16 protein-coding genes are annotated in these 15,298 nt (G+C 66.8%); 4 read left to right on the top strand and 12 right to left on the bottom strand.

What is annotated here, in order from left to right; genetic code table 11:
- Window positions 1-52 precede the first annotated feature (52 nt).
- Window positions 53-1,465 (bottom strand): 8-oxoguanine deaminase, encoded by a 1,413-nt coding sequence (locus G3O06_RS10250; RefSeq protein WP_122945657.1) that lies wholly within the window; start codon window positions 1,463-1,465, stop codon window positions 53-55.
- Between the two features lie 511 nt (window positions 1,466-1,976).
- On the opposite strand from G3O06_RS10250, the gene uraH reads away from it, so the two are divergent.
- Both uraH and G3O06_RS10240 read left to right on the top strand, forming a co-directional pair.
- Complete coding sequence (gene uraH, locus G3O06_RS10245) at window positions 1,977-2,330, top strand: hydroxyisourate hydrolase (RefSeq protein ID WP_011352401.1); 354 nt, start codon at window positions 1,977-1,979, stop codon at window positions 2,328-2,330.
- A 51-nt stretch (window positions 2,331-2,381) separates the two neighbouring features.
- Window positions 2,382-3,575, top strand: coding sequence for a urate hydroxylase PuuD (locus G3O06_RS10240; protein ID WP_174967398.1), 1,194 nt, complete (start codon window positions 2,382-2,384; stop codon window positions 3,573-3,575).
- Window positions 3,576-3,684: 109 nt separating this feature from the next.
- On the opposite strand, the gene G3O06_RS10235 is transcribed toward G3O06_RS10240, so the two are convergent.
- On the bottom strand, window positions 3,685-4,095 hold the full coding sequence (locus tag G3O06_RS10235) for an ACT domain-containing protein (protein WP_205815926.1): 411 nt from the start codon (window positions 4,093-4,095) through the stop codon (window positions 3,685-3,687).
- A 72-nt stretch (window positions 4,096-4,167) separates the two neighbouring features.
- Window positions 4,168-5,088: a LysR substrate-binding domain-containing protein gene (locus G3O06_RS10230; RefSeq protein WP_205815925.1), complete on the bottom strand. Its 921-nt coding sequence runs from the start codon at window positions 5,086-5,088 to the stop codon at window positions 4,168-4,170.
- A 134-nt stretch (window positions 5,089-5,222) separates the two neighbouring features.
- On the opposite strand from G3O06_RS10230, the gene G3O06_RS10225 reads away from it, so the two are divergent.
- Entirely contained in the window at window positions 5,223-6,038 is an 816-nt protein-coding gene (locus G3O06_RS10225; protein WP_205815924.1) for an aminotransferase class IV family protein, read from the top strand.
- A 31-nt stretch (window positions 6,039-6,069) separates the two neighbouring features.
- On the opposite strand, the gene G3O06_RS10220 is transcribed toward G3O06_RS10225, so the two are convergent.
- The gene (locus G3O06_RS10220; protein WP_205815923.1) at window positions 6,070-6,474 is read right to left on the bottom strand and encodes a RidA family protein; all 405 of its coding nucleotides are present in this window, start codon (window positions 6,472-6,474) and stop codon (window positions 6,070-6,072) included.
- 152 nt (window positions 6,475-6,626) lie between these two features.
- Here G3O06_RS10220 and G3O06_RS10215 point away from each other — a divergent pair, with 152 nt between their 5' ends.
- Window positions 6,627-7,592, top strand: coding sequence for a LysR family transcriptional regulator (locus G3O06_RS10215; protein ID WP_205815922.1), 966 nt, complete (start codon window positions 6,627-6,629; stop codon window positions 7,590-7,592).
- 81 nt (window positions 7,593-7,673) lie between these two features.
- Here G3O06_RS10215 and G3O06_RS10210 read toward each other — a convergent pair whose 3' ends face one another.
- From G3O06_RS10210 to ldcA, 8 genes are all read right to left on the bottom strand, one after another.
- Window positions 7,674-8,186: an ureidoglycolate lyase gene (locus tag G3O06_RS10210; protein WP_043187989.1), complete on the bottom strand. Its 513-nt coding sequence runs from the start codon at window positions 8,184-8,186 to the stop codon at window positions 7,674-7,676.
- Complete coding sequence (gene alc / locus G3O06_RS10205; protein ID WP_174979693.1) at window positions 8,183-9,196, bottom strand: allantoicase; 1,014 nt, start codon at window positions 9,194-9,196, stop codon at window positions 8,183-8,185. The genes G3O06_RS10210 and alc overlap by 4 nt, the downstream gene beginning before the upstream one ends.
- A 62-nt stretch (window positions 9,197-9,258) precedes the next feature.
- Entirely contained in the window at window positions 9,259-9,780 is a 522-nt protein-coding gene (uraD, locus tag G3O06_RS10200) for a 2-oxo-4-hydroxy-4-carboxy-5-ureidoimidazoline decarboxylase (protein WP_011352410.1), read from the bottom strand.
- Window positions 9,777-10,730, bottom strand: a complete 954-nt coding sequence (gene puuE / locus G3O06_RS10195) for an allantoinase PuuE (RefSeq protein ID WP_174914577.1) — start codon at window positions 10,728-10,730, stop codon at window positions 9,777-9,779. The genes uraD and puuE overlap by 4 nt, the downstream gene beginning before the upstream one ends.
- Before the next feature lie 148 nt (window positions 10,731-10,878).
- The gene (locus G3O06_RS10190) at window positions 10,879-11,670 is read right to left on the bottom strand and encodes an aspartate/glutamate racemase family protein (RefSeq protein WP_205815921.1); all 792 of its coding nucleotides are present in this window, start codon (window positions 11,668-11,670) and stop codon (window positions 10,879-10,881) included.
- Window positions 11,671-11,680: 10 nt separating this feature from the next.
- Complete coding sequence (locus G3O06_RS10185) at window positions 11,681-13,165, bottom strand: NCS1 family nucleobase:cation symporter-1 (RefSeq protein WP_205815920.1); 1,485 nt, start codon at window positions 13,163-13,165, stop codon at window positions 11,681-11,683.
- Between the two features lie 150 nt (window positions 13,166-13,315).
- A complete protein-coding gene (locus G3O06_RS10180) occupies window positions 13,316-14,020 on the bottom strand; it encodes a GntR family transcriptional regulator (protein WP_174967387.1) in 705 nt (234 codons plus the stop codon).
- 307 nt (window positions 14,021-14,327) lie between these two features.
- Window positions 14,328-15,266 carry a muramoyltetrapeptide carboxypeptidase gene (ldcA, locus tag G3O06_RS10175; protein ID WP_011352415.1) on the bottom strand — a complete coding sequence of 313 codons (939 nt, stop codon included), beginning with the start codon at window positions 15,264-15,266 and terminating at the stop codon, window positions 14,328-14,330.
- Between the last annotated feature and the right edge of the window lie 32 nt (window positions 15,267-15,298).

The following is a 15,298-nucleotide window of genomic DNA, read 5'->3' as shown; positions in this document are numbered from 1 at the left end:
GCTAGCGGCACGCCCGGCGGCAACGCAGCCGCCGGATGGCCTCGGCCTTTCTTCAGCGCGATGCCTCGACCAGCGCCTGTGCGAGCGCGTTGTGACGCGCGATGACGGGCGGCAGATCGAGCGTCGCCAGCCGCCCTTCCCGCACCACCACCTTCCCGTTCACCACCGTGTACGCCGTCTGCGACGGTGCGCAGAACACCAGCGCCGCGACCGGATCGTGCAGCGCACCCGCGAACAGCGGCTGGCGCAGGTCGAACGCGGCGAAATCCGCGGCCATGCCGGGCTTCAGCGCACCGATATCGTCGCGGTTCAGCACCTTCGCGCCGCCGAGCGTCGCGATCTCGAGCGCTTCGCGCGCGGTCATCGCATCGGGCCCGAAACCGACCCGCTGCAGCAGCAGCGCCTGCCGCACTTCCGCGACCATCTGCGCGCCGTCGTTCGATGCGGAGCCGTCGACGCCGAGGCCGACCGGCACGCCCGCGAGACGCATCTTCTTCACCGGCGCGATACCCGACGCGAGCCGCATATTGGAGCACGGACAGTGCGCGACGCCCGTGCCGGTGCGCGCGAACAGGCCGATACCCGCATCGTCGAGCTGCACGCAGTGCGCATGCCACACGTCGTGGCCGACCCAGCCGAGATCTTCCGCGTATTCGGCGGGCGTCATCCCGAACTTTTCGCGGCTGTACGCAATGTCGTTGACGTTCTCCGCGAGGTGCGTGTGCAGCGACACGCCGTATTCGCGCGCGAGCACGGCCGCGTCGCGCATCAGGTCGCGGCTCACCGAGAACGGCGAGCACGGCGCGACGACCACGCGCAGCATCGCGTAGCGGCCTTCGTCGTGATAGGTCTCGATCAAGCGCTGCGTGTCGCGCAGGATGTCGGGCTCGCGCTCGACGACCGAATCGGGCGGCAGCCCGCCATCGCGCTGGCCGACGCTCATCGCGCCGCGGCTCGCGTGAAAACGCATGCCGATCCGCTGCGCGGCGCCGATGCTGTCGTCGAGGCGGCTGCCGTTCGGGTAGATGTACAGATGATCGCTCGACGTCGTGCAGCCCGACTGCAGCAGCTCGGCCATCGCGGTAAGCGTCGACACCTCGATCATCTCGGGCGTCAGGTGCGCCCAGATCTTGTACAGGTTCGTAAGCCAGCCGAACAGCTCGGCGTTCTGCGCCGCAGGCACCGCGCGCGTCAGGCTCTGGTACATGTGGTGGTGCGTGTTCACGAGCCCCGGGATCACGAGATGGCCGCGCAGGTCGAGCACTTCGTCGGCCGTGTCGGGCAGCTCGGCGGTCGGGCCGACCGCGACGATCCGGTTGTCTTCGATGTAGAGGCCCGCGTCGCGCAGCTCGCGGCGCGTGTCGTCCATGGTCACGAGCACGTCGGCGTGCTTGACCAGCAGGGTTTTCGGGCGGGATGAGGAAGGGTTCGGCGCGCGTGCGCCAGCGTGCTGCTCGAGGTTCATGCGTTCTCCGCGTCGGTCTGCCCCCAGGGGCGGATCCTGGGGACGGTCACACAGCCGTTCGAACGCTGAATCGCGGCACGCTCCGGTGCCTGCGTCCGTTCGAACGCCCTGGCCCGGTTACCCGGCGTGCTCGCCGTCTTCGGGGTACGCGCGGGCCACAGGCCGACGCGCACGGCGGGAGGATCGCCCAAGCGCGCGCCGCACACAATGCGCGATCCGGAATACCGCGTTTCACGGATTCGATATGGTACGCCGCGCAGCGCCCCGCCGAGCGCCCGAAACGCCCGCCGGAAGCCGTATCCGGCGTACCGTCGACAGCCGCTCATGCGCGGCGCATTATCTTTGATATCGCGCCCGTATTTGCGCAGGGAACCTTTTTACAATGCCTGCACGGCGCTCGCTTCAATCTCGCCGACGGGTATGTAGCCACGTGACGTGGAGCCTCGATCCGCCGCACAGTCAATGGATCGAGTCGCCGCCGAACCTCGCATTCACACAAGGACAATTGCGAATGGGAAAGCTCACTACCCACGTACTCGATACGGCGCACGGCCGTCCCGGCGCTGCAATCAAGGTGGACCTCTACGCGCTGGACGGCGAATCGCGCCGCGCGATCAAGACCGTGCTGACCAATAGCGACGGCCGCTGCGACGAACCCCTGCTCGAAGGCGCCGCGCTCGCCGCCGGCGAATACGAACTCGTGTTCCACGCCGGCGACTACTTCGCGTCGCTCGGCGTGAAGGTGCCCGAACCCCGTTTCGTCGACCGCGTCGTGCTCCGCTTCGGCATCGCCGACACCGGCTCGCACTACCACGTGCCGCTGCTCGTGTCGCCGTGGTCGTACAGCACCTATCGCGGCAGCTGACATACGCATCGGCGCCCGCATCAATACAAAATCTGAGTCTGGAGGAGTTTCATGGAAGGCTTCATCACCGACTGGCTGAACCTCGCGCTGCGATGGCTGCACGTCATCGTCGCCATTGCGTGGATCGGCGAGTCGTTCTATTTCGTCGCGCTCGACAACAGCCTGAAACCGCCGACCGACCCGAACCAGCGCAAGCGCGGTGTGTTCGGCGAGCTGTGGCACGTCCACGGTGGCGGTTTCTACAACATGCAGAAGTACACGGTCGCTCCGCCGGAAATGCCGGATGACCTGCACTGGTCGAAGTGGCCGTCGTACACGACCTGGCTGTCGGGCTTCTCGCTGTTCTTCGTGCTGTACCTGCTCGCGCCGAACACGTACCTGATCGACAAGAGCGTGCTCGACATGGGCCCGGTGGTCGCCGTCGCATCCGCACTCGGCTTCCTCGCCGCCGGCTGGATCGTCTACGACTCGCTGTGCCGCCTCCTCGGCACCAACGATCGCGTGCTCGGCATCTGCGTCGGCATCTACGTGGTCGCCGCCGCCTACCTCGCGTGCCATATCTTCGCGGGTCGTGCCGCGTACCTGATCGTCGGCGCGATGCTCGCGACGATCATGTCGGCGAACGTGTTCTTCGTGATCATCCCCGGCCAGCGCAAGATGGTCGACAAGATGCTCAAGGGCGAAGAGCCGAATCCGATCTACGGCAAGCGCGGCAAGCAACGCTCGGTGCACAACACGTACTTCACGCTGCCGGTCGTGTTCGCGATGCTGTCGAACCACTACGCGATGACCTACACGAACAAGTTCAACTGGGTCGTGCTCGTGCTGATCATGCTGGCCGGCGCGCTGATCCGCCAGTTCTTCGTGATGCGCCACCGCGGCAAGCAGCTGTGGTACCTGCCGATCGGCGGCGTCGCACTGCTGGCAGGCGCACTCGTGTGGACGACGCCGAAGCCGGTCGCACCGGAAGCGCAGGCCGCCAACGCGCCGAAGGTCGTGATCAACGACATCATGCCGATCCTGCAACAACGCTGTGTGGAGTGCCACTCGTCGAAGCCGACGCTGATGGGCAGCGCCCCCGCAGGCGTGATGTTCGACACGCCGGACGAAGTGTCGAAGAACGCGCAGCGTATCTACGAACAGGCCGTGCGCCTGAAGGCGATGCCGATCGGCAACGTCACGCACATGACCGACGACGAGCGGACGAAGCTCGCCGCGTGGTTCGAGGGTGGCGCGAACAAGTAAGCCGCCGCGCGCCCGGGGTCGCCCGGGGTCGTTTCCCGGCGCAATCCTTTCCGTTCGCGGGCCCGTTACGGGCCCGTTTTTTTTGCGTGTTACGGATGCCCTGCGCGCTTCAGCCGCGCATCGCGTCGCGCTGGAGTGCCACGAGCGCATCGAGCGCGCGCGGGCCGTCGTCGAACGGCACGAAGATGTGATCGTGGTATGCGGCCGCCATCACGTTGCAGCTGATGCCTGCCGCGCCGAGCGCCCGCGCGAACGCCGCCGTGAGGCCGACCGCCGCGAGGTCGGAATGCACGGTCAGCGTGATCCAGGCCGCACGAAACAGCACGGGCCAGCCGTGACGCGCTGCCACCTCCTCGCCGACGACGACCGTCAGCCCTTCCGCTTCGCGAAACGTTGCAATCGCTTCGGATAGCGATACGACTGCATCGAGCGGCAGCGATACGAAGGCGAACGCACCCGGATGCAGTTCGGGCTGCATCGTGCCCAGCAGGATCGCGAGGTTGTTTTCAGGTTGGCTCATCGAGGGAACACGCCCGGAATCGGGCATCGTGCGGTGGAGATGCGGGCACGATAGCACGTGCAGACGCCACCGCTACGCGCACATCGTCGCGACTTCGTCCGCGAGCCAGTCGCGCAATGCGACGATGCGCGGATCGTCCTGCGTGCGCTCCGGATACACGACGTAATACGCGAGGCCGGGCGCCACCTCGACGCTCACGTCGAACAGCTGCACGACGCGCCCTTCCGCGAGATCGCGCGCGATCATGTGCGGCTCCGCCAGACCGACCGCCGTGCCGTCCGTCACGGCCTGCACGACGTGGCTTGAATCCGGAAACGCTACACACCGGCTGTCGTCGAAACCGTCGACGCCGGCAGCGGCCATCCACGCCGACCAGCGCGGCCAGGTCACGCCGTCGACTTCGCAGTCCGCGTGGCAAAGCGTGTGGCGCAGCAGCTCGCGCGGCTTGCGCAACGGCGGCCCTTCCGACAACAGCGCCGGGCTGCAGATCGCGACGACCGACGTATCGAACAGGCGCTGCGCGCACGCGTCGCGATAACGCCCGGTGCCGAAGCGGATCGCAACATCGACATCATCGTCATCAAAGTCGCGCAACCGGTCGGTGATATCGAACGACAGCTCGAACGCCGGATGCGCGGCCCTGAACCGCGGCAGGCGCGGCAGCAGCCAGTGCGTCGCGAAGCGCGCGCCGACCGACACGCGCAGCTCCGTCTGCTCCCGCGCGATGCGCCGTGCCCGGACAGTCGCGCGCTGCAGCCCCGCCAGCGCATCGGCGGCCGCAGCCGCCAGCACGACACCGGCCGGCGTCAGCCGGATGCTGCGGCTCGTGCGGACGAACAGCGCCATGCCGAGCTGCGCCTCGATTTCCTTGATCTGGTGACTGACGGCCGCCGGGGTCAGCCCGACCTCGTCGGCCGCCCGCGAGAAATTCAGGTGCCGCGCCGCCGCATCGAACGTCCTCAGCGCGCGCGTACCGGGCCACATGCGTTCCATCGATCTTCAAACCGGATTTGATGATCGTTCCAAAACTACTCGTTTTTCAAGACGTGATCAATCGGCAAACAATAGGCTTTCTTGAAGATGTCGCGAGCCGCCCCGCACTCGCGACCGAACCCGGAGATCCATCGATGACCGTTGCCCCGTTCCCGTCCGTCGCCCAGCTCAACGGCGTCGCCGCCACCCCGGACGCGCTCGCCGTGCTCGCGTTCGCGGGCCATGCGCATTTCACCGCGATGCAGGTGCGCAACGGCCACGTGCGCGGCCTCGACCTGCATCTCGCGCGGCTGCGCGATGCGTCGAACACGCTGTTCGGCCAGGCACTGCCCGACGCCCGGATCCGCGCGCTCCTGCGCACTGCGCTCGATCACGCGCCGGCGGCGCTGTCGCTAACCGCCACCGTGCATGCGACGACGGGCGAATTCGTCGCGCCGCGCAAGGACGAAACGCTCGACGTGCTGGTCCGCACCGCCGCGCCGTCGTCGGGGCCGGCGGGCCCGCTCGATCTCGCGCTGTTCGAATACGAGCGCGTGCTGCCGGACATCAAGCACGTCGGCGAAGTCGCGAAGACGCACTTCCTGCGCCGCGCGCTCGCGCAGGGCTTCGACGATGCGGCCTTCGTCGATCGCCACGGACGCATCAGCGAAGGCTCGATCTGGAATCTCGCGTTCTGGACCGGCGACGCGGTCGTGTGGCCGGTGGCCGGCATGCTCGGCGGCGTCACGATGCGCATCGTGCGCCGGCAACTGGCGCGCCTGGGCGTCGCGCAGCACGATCGTGAACTGACGACGGCCGACCTGCCGTCGATGGCCGGCGCCGTCGTGATGAATTCGTGGACGCCCGGGATCGCCGTGCGCCGCTTCGGCACGACAACGCTGCCCGACGCATCGTCGTTCGTCGCGCTGCTGCATCGCGCGTACGAACAGGAGCCGCCCGTCGCGCCGTGACGCGCACCCCCACGAACCGCGGGCGCCCTGCTCACCCGCCAACCGCCTCCGGCAGCCGCGCGATCACCTTGATTTCGAACTGGAACCCATACAGCCAGGTCACGCCGACGGCAGTCAGCGTCGGATGCGGCGCATCGCCCCAGTATTCGGGGACAATCTCCCAGATCCGCTCGAACGTCGCTTCGGGATCGACGAGGAACACCGTCACATCGACGACGTCGTCGAACGTGCAGCCGGCCGCGTGCAGCACCGCATTCAGGTTGTCGAACGCGCGGCGGACCTGCGCACCGAGTTCCGGCTCGGGCGAGCCGTCCTCGCGGCTGCCGACCTGCCCGGACACGAACAGGAAGCCGTTCGAGCGCACTGCCGGCGAATAGCGGTTGCGGTCGTACAGTGCCTGGCGACCGGGCGGAAAAACCACGCTACGCTTTACCATCCCATACCTCCTTCGGTTTGTGGGGCGAAGCCGCCCCTGCATCAACGATGAAGGCACTTTAAGGACCGTTGCGCGGCGGATAAACCGGCAACCCTGTCCAACACTGTTTGCACGCACCAAACAATTTCCGACCGACGCGGAGCCCTGACCCGATGGATCGATTCGACGCAATGCAGGCGTTCGCCCGCGTGGTGGAAGCCGGCAGTTTCACGAAGGCGGCCGAGACGCTGCACATGAGCCGCACCACCGTCACGCAACTGGTGCAGCAGCTCGAAGCGCGGCTGCGCGTGAAGCTGTTCAACCGCACGACGCGCAAGGTCGTCGTCACCGCGGACGGCGCCGCGTACTACGACCGCGTCGTGCGGCTGCTGGCCGACATGGACGATGCCGAAACGAGCCTGTCCGCCGCCTCCGCTTCACCCCGGGGGCGGCTGCGCGTGGACGTGCCGAGCCCGTTCGCGCGCCTGATCCTGATCCCCGCGCTGCCCGCGTTCCATGCGCGCTATCCGGACATCCAGCTCGACATGGGCGTAAGCGACCGCGTGGTGGACGTGATCGGCGAGAACGTCGACTGCGTCGTGCGCGGCGGCGAGCCGACCGACCGCGCGCTGGTCGCGCGCCACGTCGGCGACCTGCGGCTCGGCGTGTACGCGTCGCCGGCCTATCTCGCACGCGCCGGCACGCCGACTCATCCGGACGAGCTGGAGGACACGCATCACCGGATCGTCGGCTTTCTGTGGGCGCGCACCGGCAAGGCATTGCCGTTTGCGATGGCACGCGACGGCGAACAGGTCACCGTGCGCGGACGCTACGTGCTCGCGGTCGACGACGGCAATGCGTACCTCGAGGCCGGCCTCGCCGGGCTGGGCATTCTGTGGCTGCCCGACTACATGGCCGGCGCGCATCGCGCCCGTGGCGAACTGGTGCCGCTGTTCGAACAATGGCAGCTCGAACCGATGCCGATGTACGTCGCGTTCCCGCCGAACCGGCACGTCAGCGCGAAGCTGCGCGTGTTCATCGACTGGGTCGCCGAATTGACGGCGCAGCATGCGCCGATCGTGAACCGGCGTCGCGGCGCCGGCCGCTCGCGCGACACGCGCAAGACCGCGGCATCCTGAATCGCGCAAAACCGGCAGCGCATAAAAAAACCCGCGCATCATGCGCGGGTTTCGTCAGACGTTGGCAAAAACGCCGGCGACTCAGGCCGTCAGCGCGTGCAGCGCCTCGTCGGTCAGCCACAGCGATTCCTGCAGGTCCTGCTCGTTCAGGTTCAGGCCGTCACCGCCGCGATCGACGACGATGAAGTCGCTGACGCCGCCGAGCGCGATCAGCGGGTGATGCCACACGCCCTTCGCATAGTTGACGCCCTGCCACCCGCTCGTCACGAACGCGCGGATCTTCGCCGGATCGAGATCGCCCGCGGGCGCCACGACCACGAGATACGGCTGGTCGTTCAGCGGCACGAAGGCCTGGCTGCCGAGCGGGTGCCGCTCCAGCATCTTCACTTCGAACGGCAGCGTACGCGGCTGGCCGCGGAACAGGTTGACGAGCGTGCGGCCGTCTTCATCGGTCACGTCGACTTTCGCGAGATCGTGAAAGCGGATCGTCGTGCCGAGGTTGATCGGGATCTGCTTCGCCCCTTCCGTTTCGATCACGTCGCCGAACGGCGCGAACGCTTCCTTGGTCAGCGGTTCGATGGCAAGCGTCTTCATTTGTCGAGCGTCCCCCACAGACGCAGGCGCGACACGCCGCCGTCAGGAATGATGTTCAGTCGCACGTGCGTGACCGGGCCGAGCGATGCGATGTCCTTTTCGAAGTAGTGCTGCTTGTCCATCTGCAGCTTCTGTTCGCCGAGCAGCACCGGCCAGAACATCGACTGCGTGATCAGCGAGCTGTCCGTGCCGCCCGACACGTATGCTGCCTGGATCGAGCAGCGGTCCGGGAAGTTGCCCTTGAAGAACGCGGTATCGACTTCGATCTTGCGGATCACGCCCGGCTGCGCGAGCGCGATGATCGCCCAGTCGTTGCCCGGTTCGCGGCGGCGGCGGGTTTCCCAGCCGTCGCCCATGTTCACGCCGCGGCCCGGCAGCAGCAGGTTCGACGCGACGCCGAAGTGCTGGTTGTTCGCGGCCACCACGTAACCGCCGTTTTCCATCGCCGCGAGATCGAACTGCTCGGTCGCGCTCGCGCCGGCCCAGTCGAGCTGCGGCTGGCCGTACACGCGCAGGCGTGCAATGCCGCCATCCGGGTAGATGTTCACGCGCAGGTGCGTGAACGCGCGCGCATCGCTCGCTTCGACGTAATGATGGCTGTTGCCCTGCAGCGTCGTCGACGGCACGATCTCGACCCACTCGGTCGCATGCGTCGGCGCGCCCTCGGCCACGAACGCGGCCTCGATCGACGCGGCCGGCGGGAAGTTGCCGGTGAAGTGGCTCGTGTCGATGTCGAAGCCCTTGATCACGCCCGGGCGCGCGAGCTTGACGATGCACCAGTCGTAGCCCGTCGTGCGCTTGCGGCGCGTTTCCCAGCCGTCCATCCACTTGCCGTGGTCGTCGTACTTGCCGGGGATGAAGACGGCCGGCTCGGGGTTCAGCATCCGGTCCTTCGGCGCGAAGAAATCGTCGCTGGCTTCGAGCGCCTGCGCACCGAGACGCGGGTCGGCAAGATTCACGTAGCGCCGCGTGAAGTCGGGAGCGTTGGGATCGAGAAGCGGAACAGCCATGATGTTTCCTTGGTTCAGTGATGCGATCAGGCCGCTGCGACGCGGCAGGCCCTGTTGCGGTGTCAGGCGTCGATCAGGTCGTCGAGGCGGAAGCGCGCGATCCGGTAAATCTGGTCGAGGCTCGCCCGCAGTTCCTCGGTGCGCGAATGATTCACGCGCGACTCGAAGTTCGCGATGATGCCGTGCCGGTCATAGCCGCGCACCGCGAGGATGAACGGGAAGCCGAACTTCTCGCGATACGTGCGGTTCAGCGTCAGCAGCTTGTCGAATTCTTCCTGCGTGCACTGGTCGAGGCCCGCGCCGCTCTGCTCGCGCGTCGACTCGGCGGTCAGCTCGCCGCGCACGGCGGCCTTGCCTGCCAACTCCGGGTGAGCGTTGATCAGCGCGAGCTGGCGCACTTCGCCGCCCGTTTCCACCGCACCCGACATCGTCTTGTGCAGCGCGTCGATGCTCGCGAACGGCCGCTCGCCCGCGGCGACTTCGGCCACCCACGGCGAATGTTCGAAAATCCCCGACAATGCCGCGACAAATGCGCTCGGCGCCATCGTGTTCAGTTGTTCCAACGTGTAGCGCATCGCCTTCATGCTTTCCCTTCGTTTCGATGATTGGGCTGATACGGATGATGTTCACGCCAGTGACGCGCGATATCGACACGGCGCGTCACCCATACGCGATCGTGCTTCTCGATGTGATCGAGGAAACGCTGCAGCCCGCGGAACCGGCCCGGCCGGCCGAGCAACCGGCAGTGCATGCCGATCGACAACATCTTCGGCGCCTCGTCGCCCTCCGCGTACAGCACGTCGAATGCATCACGCAGGTAGTCGAAGAAGTGATCGCCGGTGTTGAAGCCCTGCGGCGTCGCGAAGCGCATGTCGTTCGTGTCGAGCGTGTACGGCACGATCAGTTGCGGCGATTGCTTGCCGCCCGATACTTCAACGTCCATCCAGAACGGCAGGTCGTCGCCGTAGTTGTCGGAGTCGTACAGGAAGCCGCCGTATTCCGCGACCAGGCGGTGCGTATTGGGGCTATCGCGGCCGGTGTACCAGCCGAGCGGGCGCTCGCCCGTCACGCGCTCGATCGCTTCCATCCCGAGGCGCATGTGCTCGGCCTCGAGCTCCGGCGTCATGCTCTGGTAGTGAATCCAGCGCCAGCCGTGGCACGCGATTTCATGGCCGAGCTCGACGAATGCGCGCGCAAGCTCCGGGTGGCGTTCGATCGCCATGCCGACGCCGAATACCGTCAGCGGCATCCCGCGCTTCTCGAATTCGCGCAGGATGCGCCATACGCCGGCCCGCGAACCGTATTCGTAGATCGACTCCATGCTCATGTGGCGGTCGGGATACGCGGCCGCGCCGACGATTTCGGACAGGAACTGCTCGGAGCCCGGATCGCCGTGCAGCACGCAGTTCTCGCCGCCCTCCTCGTAGTTCAGCACGAATTGCACGGCAACGCGGGCGCGCCCCGGCCAGTTCGCCTGAACGGGATGGCGGCCGTAGCCGATCAGGTCGCGAGGATAGTTGGGATCGAGTGACATGGTTCGAGGTGCGGCGATAGCTCGCTGAAATAATGGGTTCGCATCGACTGCGCGGGTGCCGGAGACCGGCTGCGCAAGCCGATGCGATGACGGCCCAGTGTAGCGAAAACGCCCATACGCGCCCATACAGCGGCGCAGATAGTGCGTGTCAGACGGTGTGTATGTGCGGTTGCGGCAAATTCGGCGCCGGTTCCGCCTGATCCCCGTCCGGCGGGCTGAAGCGGGCGAACGCGCCGTCGTAGCGCTTCGGCAGCGGCCGCGCGTAGTCGCCGCGCTTCGCGGTCGCGAGGCGCAGCGCGACGAGCGCCTCGGCCCACTTGACGGCCGCCGTGACGCCCTCGACCACCGGTGCGCCGATCTGCTGCTCGATCTCGTGCGCGAACTCGGCCATCCCCGCGCAACCGAGCACGATCGCGTCGGCGCCGTCCTCGTCGAGCGCACGCCGGCATTCGTCGACGATGATCCGGCGCGCGGCCGAGCCCGGACGGTCGAGTTCGAGCACCGCGACGTCGGTCGCGCGCACGTTGCGGCAGAACCGCTTCATCCCGTAGCGCTCGGCCAGGTGCCACGCCATTCCGCAGGTGCGCGCGAGCGTCGTGACGACCGAGAAGCCCGGCGCAAGCACGCTCGCCGCATGCATCGCGGCCTCGGCAATGCCGATCACCGGCCCGCGCGCCAGCTCGCGCGCCGCGTAGAGGCCCGGATCGCCGAAACATGCGATCACGTATGCGTCGCAGCCCTCGCGCTCGCCCTGCGCGATCTCGGCGAGCAGCCCCGGTGTCGCGAGCGCCTCGTCGTAATACCCTTCGATCGACGGCGGCCCCATCGGCGGGCTCACCGCGACGATTTCCGTGCCGGCGGCGGCGACCTCGCGCGCGCAGCGGCCCATCGCATCGGTCATCCGCTGCGTCGTATTCGGATTGATCAGTCGGATCTTCATCGCACGCTCCTCAGGCCTTCGCGCTCACGAGCAGCCGGTAGAACACGAAGCCGAGCCCCGCACCGATGAACCACGAGAAGTTCGCGATGCCCTGCCAGCCCGGCACCATCACGCAGACGACCGCGATCACCGCGGCCGGCAGGAGCGCTGCGAGCGCGCGGCGGTTCACGCCGCCCGTGTACCAGTACGTGCCGCTTTCCGACATCGTGTACAGATCGTCGCGCACGAGCCGGCCGCGCTTGACGAGGTAGAAGTCGGCGATCAGCACGCCGTACAGCGGGCCGATGAACGCGCCGAGCACGTCGAGCGTGTAGTGGATCACGGCCGGGTTGTTGAACAGGTTCCACGGCGTGATGAAGATCGACGCGACGGCCGCGAGCATCCCGCCCGCGCGCCAGCTGATCAGGCGCGGCGCGACGTTCGAGAAGTCGAACGCGGGCGACACGAAGTTCGCGACAATGTTGATGCCGATCGTCGCGATCGTGAACGTCAGCGCGCCGAGGATCACCGCGGTCGGATGGTCGATGCGGCCGACCGTCTCGACGGGGTCGGTGATCAGTTCACCGAACACCGGCAGCGTCGCGGCCGTCGTGATCACCGTGACGAGCGAGAACGCGAGGAAGTTGACGGGCAGCCCCCAGAAATTGCCGCGCTTCACTTCGCCGAACGAACGGCAGTAGCGCGAGAAATCGCCGAAGTTCAGCATCGGCCCGGAGAAGTACGACACGACCAGCGACACGGCCGTGATCATCACGGGAATCACTTCCGCGCCGTGGTACTTCACGCCGCCGAGGTTGATGCCGATGTTGCGCCAGCCCGCGCGCCACACCATGTAGCCGGCGAGGATGAACATCACGATGTAGACGGCCGGCCCCGCGAAGTCGATGAACTTCTTGATCGTCTCCATCCCGTTCCAGAACACCAACGCCTGGAGCACCCACAGCAGCATGAAGCCGGCCCAGCCGACCGCCGAGAGCCCGAGGAAGCCGTAGCGATGCACGTCCGCGTAAGGCAGCCATTGCGGGAAGAATTTCAGCACGACGATCACGAGCGCGCTCGATGCGAGATAGGTCTGGATGCCGTACCACGCGATCGCGATCAGCCCGCGGATCACGGCCGGCACGTTCGCGCCGAGCACGCCGAACGTCGCGCGGCACGCGACCGGATACGGCACGCCGATCTGCTGGCTCGGCCGCGCGATCAGGTTGCACAGCACGTTCACGATGCCGATCCCGACGATCAGCGCGATCAGCACCTGCCAGCTCGTCAGCCCGAGCGCGAACAGGCTGCCCGCGAACACGTAGCCGCCGACGCTGTGCACGTCCGACATCCAGAACGCGAAGATATTGTATGAACCCCATGTCTGATTTTTCAGGGGTGCCAAATCTTCGTTGTACAGACGTTCGCTGTAACCGTTCGGCAGTGTCGGGTCGCCGCCCTCGCCGCCTTCTTCTGCCGGATAGGCGCTGTCGTGCGCCACACTGAACTGAGCCATGACTTCTCCTTGACGCGGCCGGGAGGCCGCTCCACCGTCATCGATATCGCTCCGGATCGACGCCCGGAGTCGGACCAGCGGCCCGCGGCAAACGCCGCAGGCCTGCATTTCGCTCGTTCTTGTGGCGCGCGGCCGGGTTCGCGTCGCCGCTCAGGCGCCGCCGAACACTTCGCGCAAATCGACCTGCCCTTGTGCGGGCCGGTCCAGCATCTTCAGTTCGACATGCTGCAGGTGGTGCGCCATCAGCGTCACCGCCCGCTTCGGATCGCCCGCCTCCAGCGCGCCGAGGATCTCGTCGTGGTCGTCGCACGAGCACGGGCTGCGTCCGTGCGATTCGTACAGCGCCGACATCAGCGTCGAGCGTGCGACGAGCCCTTCGAGGCACTCGCTGAGCGTCGCATTCCCCATCAGCGTGGCGAGCGTCGTATGGAATTCGCCCGACAGGCGGATCCAGGCCGCGAAGTCGTGCCGCTCGAACGCCTTGCGTTCCTTCTCGATCAGCGCGGCGACTCCCTTCAGCCGCTTCGCGCCGGGCCCGGTCGCGAGCCGCTCGACCACGGCGAGCTCGATGATCCGGCGCATCTCGAACACCTCGTGCACGTCCTGCAGCGTCGGGCTCGCGACGAACGCGCCGCGGTTCGGCTCGAGATCGACCAGCTTGTCCGTCGCGAGCTGCGCGAGCGCCTGACGGATCGCCCCGCGCTTCACGTTGAACACGTCGCAGAGCTGCGCCTCCGTCAACTTCGCGCCGGGCGCGAGCCGATGCTCGAGGATCGCCGTGCGGATTCGCTCGGCGATCGCTTCGGGACTGGCTGCACCGGACGGGTGGGATTCGGGCTCGTTCATGATCGGCATCGCGTGATGATCCTCATCCTAGGGCGGACATAAATATTGTCAACAATTCTTTTCCGGTATTGCGCACAATCGGCGTGCATCGATGCAATCCCATTCGGTGCACAATGCATCAAATCCAGGCACAGCAAGGCTGAGATGTACGACAGAGGCGCTTTTCGTCGTATACCCTCGCGGTCATTTTGTTGACAAAATTGGTGCAATACACGGCACCGACCCTGTTGGCGTCGACGAAAAATATAGACCGTTAGTTGCGCACTTAAATAAAGAAAAAGGCGGGAAACCCGCCTTTCAATCGATCGCTCCCGCCTCAGCCAAGGTGCGGATAGTCGGACAGCGTGAGCCGGAAACCGTGCGCATTCGCGACCAGTTGAGCCTGCGCGCCGAACGGGAGCGTCAGCAGGTCGGGAACGTGGCCGAACTGGAGCCCCGTGACGACCGGGATCCCCACCACCTCACGCACCTGGTCGATCATCGCCTGCATGTCGTAGCCGTTGTCGTACTCGAACGGCCGCGCGCCGGTGAACTGGCCGAGCACGAGCGCCTGCTGGCGCGCGAGCAGCCCCGACAGGTGCAGTTGATAGATCATCCGTTCGATCCGGAACGGCTGCTCGTTCACGTCCTCGATGAACAGGATGCCGCCTTCGATGTCGGGCATGTACGGCGTGCCGACGAGCGACGTGAGGATCGCGAGGTTGCCGCCCCACAGCGTGCCCGTCACGTTCACGCTCTGCACCTGCGGCGCTTCGGCGATGATCGTCGTGCTCGGCTGCGTCAGCGTCTGCCAGAAGTGCTGCATCGTGAAATCGCTCGGCGTTTCCGCGCCGAAGTCGGCGGACAGCATCGGGCCGCCGAACGTCTTGATGCGGGCCTTCGCGTACAGCGCGAGCTGGAGCGCCGTGAAGTCGCTGTGGCCGACGAGCGCGACCGGCTGGTCGCGCAGCCTGCGTTCGAGCCCGCGATAGTCGAGCCCGTGCAGGATCCGCGCGGCGCCATAGCCGCCGCGCACCGCGAGCGCGATGTCCGGCAGCGGCCGCTCGGGATCGGCAAGACGATTCAGGTCGCCCGCCCGCTCGCCGTCGGTGCCGCCGAACCGCTGGAAGCGCCGCTGCGTCGCCTCGATGTTCTCGATGCGGTGCTGCGCGGTGCTGAGGCGCTCGAGCGCGCGATTGATCGCATCGGGGTCGTGCGGATAACCGGACGGCGCAAGCAAGCGGATGGTGTAGGACGCGGCGGGCTGGAAGGACATGGCGAAGAAAAGTGTCGGGTCGTCAAACCTGC

This window comes from Burkholderia sp. Ac-20345, from assembly GCF_017104825.1.
Classification (GTDB): domain Bacteria; phylum Pseudomonadota; class Gammaproteobacteria; order Burkholderiales; family Burkholderiaceae; genus Burkholderia; species Burkholderia lata_B.
This window is presented reverse-complemented; position numbering and strand designations above follow the sequence as displayed.

Excerpts from the sequence above, each read along its gene's own strand:
- uraH (WP_011352401.1), top strand. The coding sequence starts at position 1,977 with ATGGGAAAGCTCACTACCCACGTACTCGATACGGCGCACGGCCGTCCC.
- G3O06_RS10240 (WP_174967398.1), top strand. The coding sequence starts at position 2,382 with ATGGAAGGCTTCATCACCGACTGGCTGAACCTCGCGCTGCGATGGCTG.
- G3O06_RS10250 (WP_122945657.1), bottom strand. The coding sequence starts at position 1,465 with ATGAACCTCGAGCAGCACGCTGGCGCACGCGCGCCGAACCCTTCCTCA.
- G3O06_RS10180 (WP_174967387.1), bottom strand. The coding sequence starts at position 14,020 with ATGCCGATCATGAACGAGCCCGAATCCCACCCGTCCGGTGCAGCCAGT.
- G3O06_RS10185 (WP_205815920.1), bottom strand. The coding sequence starts at position 13,165 with ATGGCTCAGTTCAGTGTGGCGCACGACAGCGCCTATCCGGCAGAAGAA.
- G3O06_RS10190 (WP_205815921.1), bottom strand. The coding sequence starts at position 11,670 with ATGAAGATCCGACTGATCAATCCGAATACGACGCAGCGGATGACCGAT.
- puuE (WP_174914577.1), bottom strand. The coding sequence starts at position 10,730 with ATGTCACTCGATCCCAACTATCCTCGCGACCTGATCGGCTACGGCCGC.
- G3O06_RS10230 (WP_205815925.1), bottom strand. The coding sequence starts at position 5,088 with ATGGAACGCATGTGGCCCGGTACGCGCGCGCTGAGGACGTTCGATGCG.
- uraD (WP_011352410.1), bottom strand. The coding sequence starts at position 9,780 with ATGAAGGCGATGCGCTACACGTTGGAACAACTGAACACGATGGCGCCG.
- G3O06_RS10220 (WP_205815923.1), bottom strand. The coding sequence starts at position 6,474 with ATGGTAAAGCGTAGCGTGGTTTTTCCGCCCGGTCGCCAGGCACTGTAC.
- G3O06_RS10225 (WP_205815924.1), top strand. The coding sequence starts at position 5,223 with ATGACCGTTGCCCCGTTCCCGTCCGTCGCCCAGCTCAACGGCGTCGCC.
- alc (WP_174979693.1), bottom strand. The coding sequence starts at position 9,196 with ATGGCTGTTCCGCTTCTCGATCCCAACGCTCCCGACTTCACGCGGCGC.
- G3O06_RS10210 (WP_043187989.1), bottom strand. The coding sequence starts at position 8,186 with ATGAAGACGCTTGCCATCGAACCGCTGACCAAGGAAGCGTTCGCGCCG.
- ldcA (WP_011352415.1), bottom strand. The coding sequence starts at position 15,266 with ATGTCCTTCCAGCCCGCCGCGTCCTACACCATCCGCTTGCTTGCGCCG.
- G3O06_RS10235 (WP_205815926.1), bottom strand. The coding sequence starts at position 4,095 with ATGAGCCAACCTGAAAACAACCTCGCGATCCTGCTGGGCACGATGCAG.
- G3O06_RS10215 (WP_205815922.1), top strand. The coding sequence starts at position 6,627 with ATGGATCGATTCGACGCAATGCAGGCGTTCGCCCGCGTGGTGGAAGCC.